Annotated in this window: 1 protein-coding gene; it reads right to left on the bottom strand. The window is 59.5% G+C overall.

Annotation, left to right across the window (positions count from 1 at the left end):
• Window positions 1-862 precede the first annotated feature (862 nt).
• Window positions 863-1362, bottom strand: a 500-nt coding sequence (locus EYS42_RS16835) for a hypothetical protein (protein ID WP_207301184.1), incomplete at its 5' end; no start/stop codon positions are given.

Below are 1362 nucleotides of genomic sequence, written 5' to 3'. Positions count from 1 at the left end.
CTCGGCGACGCCAATCCCAGATCGGCCCAAGCCTGCGCCCAAGACTCTTCAAAGACGCTCATTGGGGTTGCCTAACGCCCAAGGTAAGCGGCGCCGGAAGGAGCGCAGCGAGTGGAGGGCACCAACATGGGCCATGAAGATGCCGAAGGCATGGCCCATGTTGGCGTCCGCTTGACCGCCGAGTTAGGCCACGGTGCCTGCGCGAAGCGCCCGTGCCAGTGCTCGGTGATGGCGTTACCACTTCCAGAGCGATGGCGTGCGCCGGTGGGCGGACAGCTTTGCAAAGGTGCTCCCAGGTGTTCTGTTTTGGCGCCGATCAAGCAGCGCATCGAATGACACCAGCATAACGCGAAGACGCTGAACAGTGATGGCGAAGCCATGACTGCGCATTCATGTTTCGAGCTGGTGGCGTGGCGAAGACACGGCGCAGAACTTGGCGCTGATTGCCGAAGGACAAGTAGCCTACTTGGCGGTGGCCTGTGGCACTTTGGCGCCGCGCGGTGGCCAGCAGGCAGCCGAAGGACTGACAGCCAGATTGAGCCAGCGAACCGCGCCCTGTGGCGAACCAATTGATGAGTTAGCGCCAGGCCTGGAGCGAAGCCAACCGGTTGATTAACCAGGAAGCAACCGACGACCGCCAGACCATTCCCGCATGTTCAGCAGAGCCATGCGCCCGGTACCGCCAAACACACCCAGAAAATGCTTCCAGAGACCAGCCAAACAGTGGCCTAACGCCCAAGGTAAGCGGCGCCGGAGCACCGAAGGTGCGGAGGGTACCAACAAGGGCCATGAGAATGCCGAAGGCATGGCCCTTGTTGGCGTCCGCTTGACCGCCCAGTTAGGCCGCAGAGCGATGCTTTACTCACTGTGCCGGTTCCCATTTATTGATTACTGCAAGCGCTTGGGTGACGAGGAGCGCCTTCAACTCGTTGGCTCTGATGCTTCCAGCAACATTCTCCAGGAAGCAGGCTGAAACGCTTGCTGATTCATCGTTCGAATCGGAAGTGATGCCCCTGTTGACAAGACCCGCAAGCTTGCGAAGTTGCTCTGGCGTTGGCGTCGTTGGCTGTGCGATGAAGTAGTCGCTGAATTCTGCCCAAAGTCCGGCGAGGTTAAAGCTTCCGTCCGCGTTTCTGTTGCAGTTCGCTTCCGCGTCCCAAGCCTCTTGGAAGCTAGGAAATAGGGCTGCCAGTTCCAACAAAAGTTCGTGTGCGCTACTCTGCATTTTGTGTGGCCTAACGCCCAGGTTAACCGGCGCCGGAGCGCGAAGCGCGTAGGGCACCAACACTGGCCATAAAAATGGCGAAGCCATGGCCAGTGTTGGCGTCCGCGTTGAACCGACAGTTAGGCTGGTGACAGGTG

It is taken from the genome of Aquabacterium lacunae, assembly GCF_004310865.1.
Lineage (GTDB): Bacteria > Pseudomonadota > Gammaproteobacteria > Burkholderiales > Burkholderiaceae_C > Aquabacterium > Aquabacterium lacunae.
Note: the sequence above shows the minus strand (reverse complement) of the source record. Positions and strands in the feature narration are given on the sequence as shown.